4 protein-coding genes and 1 tRNA gene (1 of these 5 only partly in view) are annotated in these 6,386 nt (G+C 32.6%); 3 read left to right on the forward strand and 2 right to left on the reverse strand.

The genetic code is table 11. The features are described 5' to 3' along the window. Positions 1 to 65: 65 nt before the first annotated feature. Positions 66 to 758: a YoaK family protein gene (locus HMPREF2818_RS03560; RefSeq protein ID WP_001250491.1), complete on the reverse strand. Its 693-nt coding sequence runs from the start codon at positions 756 to 758 to the stop codon at positions 66 to 68. Positions 759 to 1,001: 243 nt separating this feature from the next. Between HMPREF2818_RS03560 and HMPREF2818_RS03565 the strand changes: the two genes are divergently transcribed. The 3 genes from HMPREF2818_RS03565 (at position 1,002) to HMPREF2818_RS03575 (ending at position 6,261) form a co-directional block, all read left to right on the forward strand. Then, the gene (locus HMPREF2818_RS03565) at positions 1,002 to 1,874 is read left to right on the forward strand and encodes a YitT family protein (RefSeq protein WP_000037681.1); all 873 of its coding nucleotides are present in this window, start codon (positions 1,002 to 1,004) and stop codon (positions 1,872 to 1,874) included. A gap of 65 nt (positions 1,875 to 1,939) precedes the next feature. After that, positions 1,940 to 3,559, forward strand: coding sequence for an ABC-F family ATP-binding cassette domain-containing protein (locus tag HMPREF2818_RS03570; protein WP_000958804.1), 1,620 nt, complete (start codon positions 1,940 to 1,942; stop codon positions 3,557 to 3,559). 122 nt (positions 3,560 to 3,681) lie between these two features. Continuing rightward, entirely contained in the window at positions 3,682 to 6,261 is a 2,580-nt protein-coding gene (locus tag HMPREF2818_RS03575) for a YfhO family protein (RefSeq protein WP_000154437.1), read from the forward strand. 67 nt (positions 6,262 to 6,328) lie between these two features. Here HMPREF2818_RS03575 and HMPREF2818_RS10240 read toward each other — a convergent pair. Continuing rightward, a tRNA-Asn gene (locus HMPREF2818_RS10240) sits at positions 6,329 to 6,386 on the reverse strand (it continues 139 nt past the right edge of the window).

The raw sequence follows: 6,386 nt of genomic DNA on the forward strand, positions 1-6,386 counted from the left end.
TCTTATCATGTCACAAGCCCTATTGCAATTCATCCCTACAAGAAACATTCACCTTATTAAGATGATTAAACATTATGTAACGTTAAATCGTTCTTAATAATTTCAATCGTATAATGAATCATAATAATTAAAAGCGTTATCGTCACACCTAAAATAGCTCTATATGCAAAAATATCGTAAACTATTGCAGCTACCAATGCTCCAATAATAAATGCTAGAACTACCAGTGAATAATTGATAGCTCGTCTTTTTTGCATAGCCGTTCTCTGACGATTAACAATATACTCATACCAAAATTGTAGCATTTTCCGATAATTACCAGAAGTCATTAAGATAGTATATGGTTCCGATTCAATGCGACTTCCTGAAAATGTCAACATTAAAATACCTGTGCTAAAGGCTAATAAAGCTACCCAGATATTGTGGTTTACATTTTCAACAAAAGGAATAAACATCGTAGAAAGTAAAAGGGGACATAATGCATATAGACGCCAAAAAGCTGTTACTGCACGTTCTTTAATCACAATACCAACCAAAAAACCAATTGAAAAAAAGAAAATAGAAAATAATTTAGTGATAAAAAAGTGAAAATCATTTTGTCCGAGATTTGCCACCATCAAGATAATATTACCTGTCTGTGTTGCAACAAGGGAGTGAAACTGCATGTGACTATAAACGTCAATAAAACCACCAATAAAACCCAATAATACAGCCATTTTTCTTCCATCTTGTGGCATTATAATATCATCTCTGCGCATTATAGCAAATTCTCCTTCTTGTATTATCATGTTTTCTATTATATACCAATAAAATAGGCATTCAACTCAAAAATATCGAGAAATTTCTTTTCTAAATTTACTTGACTACCAAGTCTCGCTGTTAGATAATAGGTAATAATAAGTTTTGATAAAATAAAAATGTTATGACTGAGTTGTCAATATTATTTATTGACAGCTTTCTCTTTTTATCATGTTATTATTACTAAAGTTAAGGAGCTTATCATGTCTAAAAAAATTAAGAATTTTATACTATTAAATATTGGATCTCTAATTGTTGCATTTGGTTTCAACGCTTTCTTTCTTCATAATCATATTGTCACGGGGGGGATTAGTGGTTTGGCAGTTAGTTTTCATGAAGTATTTGGTTGGGATTCTGCTTTTTTTATTATGATTATCAATATTCCATTGCTCCTTCTTTGCTACTTTGGCTTAGGTAAACAAACCTTTTTAAAAACTGTCTATGGTTCTTGGATTTTTCCTGTTTTTATTAAGTTAACACAAAGTGTACCAACTTTGACCCACAACCCACTCCTCGCAGCACTTTTTGGAGGTGTTATTGTAGGATGTGGTTTGGGGATTGTTTTTTGGAGCGACTCTTCAACTGGTGGAACGGGGATTATCATTCAATTCTTAGGAAAATATACTCCTATAAGCCTTGGACAAGGGGTTATATTGATTGATGGACTTGTTACAATTGTTGGTTTCCTAGCTTTTGACAGTGATACGGTTATGTTTTCTATTATTGGGTTGATAACTATTAGTTATATTATTAATGCTATCCAAACTGGATTTACAACCTTAAGCACTGTCTTAATCGTTTCTCAAGAGCACCAAAAAATTAAGACATATATCAATACTGTCGCAGATAGAGGAGTAACAGAAATTCCCGTTAAAGGGGGATATTCTGGAACTAATCAAATCATGCTTATGACAACTATTGCTGGTTATGAGTTTGCTAAATTACAAGAGGCAATAGCAGAAATTGACGAAACAGCCTTCATAACAGTAACTCCAACATCACAAGCTTCTGGACGTGGATTTAGTCTTCAAAAAAATCATGGACGTCTTGATGAAGACATTCTTATGCCAATGTAATCGATTGATAATTAAAGCTTTTTCTAGTAGAATAGCAGATAGAATATACACAAGAGGTAACAAAATTGCTTACAGTTTCAGATGTTTCACTACGTTTTAGTGATCGCAAATTATTTGATGAAGTTAACATTAACTTTACAGCAGGAAATACCTATGGTCTTATCGGAGCAAATGGCGCTGGTAAATCAACTTTCCTTAAAATTTTAGCTGGTGATATTGAACCAACAACAGGACATATTGCACTTGGCCCAGATGAACGCCTTTCTGTACTTCGCCAAAATCATTTTGATTATGAAGATGAGCGCGTCATTGATGTCGTTATCATGGGTAATGAAACACTTTATAGTATCATGAAAGAAAAGGATGCTATCTACATGAAAGAAGATTTTTCTGATGAAGATGGTGTTCGCGCTGCGGAATTAGAAGGAGAATTTGCTGAACTCGGTGGATGGGAGGCTGAAAGTGAGGCTTCTCAATTACTCCAAAATCTAAATATTTCAGAAGAGCTTCATTATCAAAATATGAGTGAACTAGCTAATGGAGACAAAGTTAAAGTTCTCCTTGCAAAAGCTCTCTTTGGTAAACCAGATGTACTTCTCCTTGACGAGCCTACCAATGGACTTGATATCCAGTCTATTACTTGGTTAGAAGATTTCTTGATTGACTTTGAAAATACAGTTATTGTAGTTTCCCACGACCGTCATTTCTTGAATAAAGTATGTACACATATGGCTGACCTTGATTTTGGAAAAATTAAACTGTTCGTCGGTAACTATGATTTCTGGAAAGAATCATCAGAATTAGCAGCTCGTTTACAAGCTGATCGTAATGCTAAAGCAGAAGAAAAAATTAAACAACTTCAAGAATTCGTTGCACGATTTTCAGCGAATGCTTCAAAATCAAAACAAGCAACTTCTCGTAAAAAAATGCTTGATAAAATTGAACTTGAAGAGATTGTACCATCAAGCCGTAAATACCCATTCGTTAACTTTAAAGCCGAACGCGAAATGGGAAATGATTTATTGACCGTTGAAAATCTCTCTGTCACTATTGATGGGGAAAAAATCCTTGATAATATCAGTTTCATTCTTCGTCCTGGTGATAAAACTGCACTTATTGGACAAAATGATATCCAAACTACTGCACTTATTCGAGCATTGATGGGGGATATCGAATATGAAGGAACAATCAAATGGGGAGTAACAACTAGTCGTTCTTACCTTCCAAAAGACAATTCACGAGATTTTGCTTCTGGCGAGTCAATCTTAGAATGGCTTCGTCAATTTGCTAGTAAAGAAGAAGACGATAATACCTTCTTACGTGGTTTCCTAGGTCGTATGCTTTTCTCTGGAGATGAGGTTAACAAATCTGTTAATGTCTTATCTGGGGGTGAAAAAGTACGCGTTATGCTTTCGAAATTAATGCTATTAAAATCTAATGTTCTTGTTCTTGATGATCCAACAAACCACTTAGATTTGGAATCTATTTCAAGTCTCAACGATGGACTAAAAGATTTCAAAGAATCTATTATTTTTGCAAGTCATGACCACGAGTTTATTCAAACTTTAGCGAACCATATTATTGTTCTTTCTAAAAACGGAGTTATCGATCGTATCGATGAAACTTACGATGAATTTCTTGAAAATACCGAAGTACAAGCTAAGGTCGCTCAACTCTGGAAATAATCCTTTGGCATATCTCTAACCTAATAAACGTGTCAAGATTGAAAATCTTAAAACTATATTAATCATTTAAATAAAAAGGTTGGAACAAATAGTGTCCAGCCTTTTTATCTTAGGAGATATATATGACAATTAACCACTATAAGCTTCGTATACCTTACTATACAATAAGCTTTCTACTTCCCTTCATAATCATAGTCTGTATCCTCTTTACTAAGAATATTTATTGGGGAAGTCCAACAACCATATTAGCAAGCGATGGCTTTCATCAATATGTTATCTTTAATCAAGCATTAAGAAATATTCTTCATGGTTCAAACAGCTTATTCTATACCTTTACAAGCGGTTTAGGTTTAAATTTTTATGCTCTGAGTAGTTACTATTTGGGAAGTTTTTTATCCCCAATAGTTTATTTCTTTAACCTAAAAAATATGCCTGATGCTATCTACCTTTTAACAATATGTAAAATAGGGTTGATAGGTTTGTCAATGTTTGTCACTCTTTGTAAACGTCATTGTAAAGTTAATCGTGTCTTACTTTTAGTAATTTCTACTTGCTATAGCTTAATGAGTTTCTCAATTAGCCAAATTGAAATTAATATGTGGCTAGATGTATTTATTCTAATTCCCCTTGTTGTTTTAGGAGTTGATCAGCTACTATGGGAAAGAAAACCTATACTTTATTTCCTCTCTCTGACAGCCTTATTCATCCAAAACTATTATTTTGGTTTTATGACTGCCATCTTTACTAGCCTTTACTTCATCGTACAAATAACCCGTAATACTGATAGTAAGGTTGCATTTAAACAATTTCTTCATTTTACCTTTTTATCTCTTTTAGCTGGTATGACTAGTAGCATTATGATTTTGCCAACTTATTTTGATTTAACTACTCATGGTGAAAAGTTGACAAAGGTATCGAAGATGTTTACAGAAAATTCTTGGTACATGGATTTGTTTGCTAAAAATATGATTGGAGCCTATGATACAACAAAATTTGGCTCTATTCCTATGATTTATGTAGGTTTACTTCCTTTACTCCTTTCTTTACTTTACTTTACAATAAAGGAAGTTCCTCGAAGGACTAGATTAGCATATGGATTTTTAATAATATTTGTTATTGCTAGTTTTTATATAACACCTCTAGATTTATTTTGGCAAGGGATGCATGCTCCAAATATGTTTCTCCATCGCTACTCTTGGGTACTTTCAGTACTTATCTGTCTGCTAGCTGCTGAATGCCTTGAGTATTTAGACAACATTTCTTGGAAAAAGATTTTAGGGGTCAATTTAATTTTAGTAAGTGGTTTCATAATCACGTTTTTATTTAAAAAGCATTATCATTACCTTAATCTTGAATTACTTCTTTTAACCTTAACTTTCCTCTCAGCTTATATTATTCTAACTATTAGTTTTGTCAGTAAGCAAATCCCTAAATTAGTTTTTTATCCCTTTCTTATTGGTTTTGTTGTATTAGAGATGACATTAAACACCTTTTACCAACTAAATAGTCTTAACGATGAATGGATATTTCCATCTAGGCAAGGATATGCTAAATATAATCACAGCATTAGCAAACTTGTCAGAAAGACTGAGAGAAATAACTCTACATTCTTCCGTACAGAGCGCTGGTTAGGACAAACCGGCAACGACTCTATGAAATATAATTATAATGGTATTTCACAATTTTCATCTATTAGAAATCGTTCTTCAAGTCAAGTGCTTGATAGACTTGGCTTTAAATCAGATGGTACAAATTTAAATTTACGTTATCAAAATAATACTTTGATCGCAGATAGTCTATTTGGTGTGAAGTATAACCTTACAGAATATCCTTTTGATAAATTTGGTTTTATCAAAAAAGCTCAAGATAAACAAACCATTCTTTACAAAAATCAGTTTGCCAGTCAATTAGCTATACTAACGAATCAAGTATATCAAGATAAACCATTTACTGTGAATACTTTGGATAATCAGACAACTCTTTTAAATCAATTAAGTGGTTTGAAAGAGACGTATTTTGAGCATCTTATTCCAAATAGCGTTTCTGGGCAAACCACTCTTAATAAACAAGTATTTGTTAAAAAGAATAAACAAGGGAATACTGAAATTACCTATAACATAACTATCCCTAAAAACAGTCAGTTATATGTTAGTATGCCGTTTATAAATTTTAATAATGAGGAAAATAAAATTGTTCAAATCTCCGTTAATAATGGACCATTTGTACCTAATACTCTTGATAATGCTTATTCATTTTTTAATATTGGTTCCTTTGCTGAAAACAGTCGTATCAAAGTAAAATTTCAATTTCCACACAATGATCAAGTTTCTTTCCCAATTCCTCACTTTTATGGGCTCAAGTTAGAAGCTTATCAAAAAGCTATGACTGTTATTAATAAACGAAAAGTAAAAGTAAGAACTGATCACAATAAAGTTATTGCTAATTATACAAGTCCTAATAGAAGTTCTCTTTTCTTCACTATTCCCTATGATAGGGGTTGGAAAGCTTATCAAAATAATAAAGAAATAAAAATTTTCAAAGCTCAGAAAGGTTTTATGAAAATAAATATTCCTAAAGGAAAAGGCAAAGTAACATTAATTTTTATCCCTTACGGCTTTAAATTTGGGGTAGGCCTATCTATTACTGGAATAGTATTATTTACTGTCTATTATTTTAAATTTGGAAAAAATAAAATAGGATGAGAGTATTCTCATCCTATTTTATTAACAAAAAAACGCCGACAAATCAACGTTTAGATGTGTCTTATCACTCCGGCAGCAGGACTCGAACCTGCGACATCATGATTAACAGTCATGCGCTACTACCA

The organism is Streptococcus sp. HMSC076H09 (genome assembly GCF_001811765.1).
In the GTDB taxonomy this organism is placed as follows: domain Bacteria; phylum Bacillota; class Bacilli; order Lactobacillales; family Streptococcaceae; genus Streptococcus; species Streptococcus agalactiae.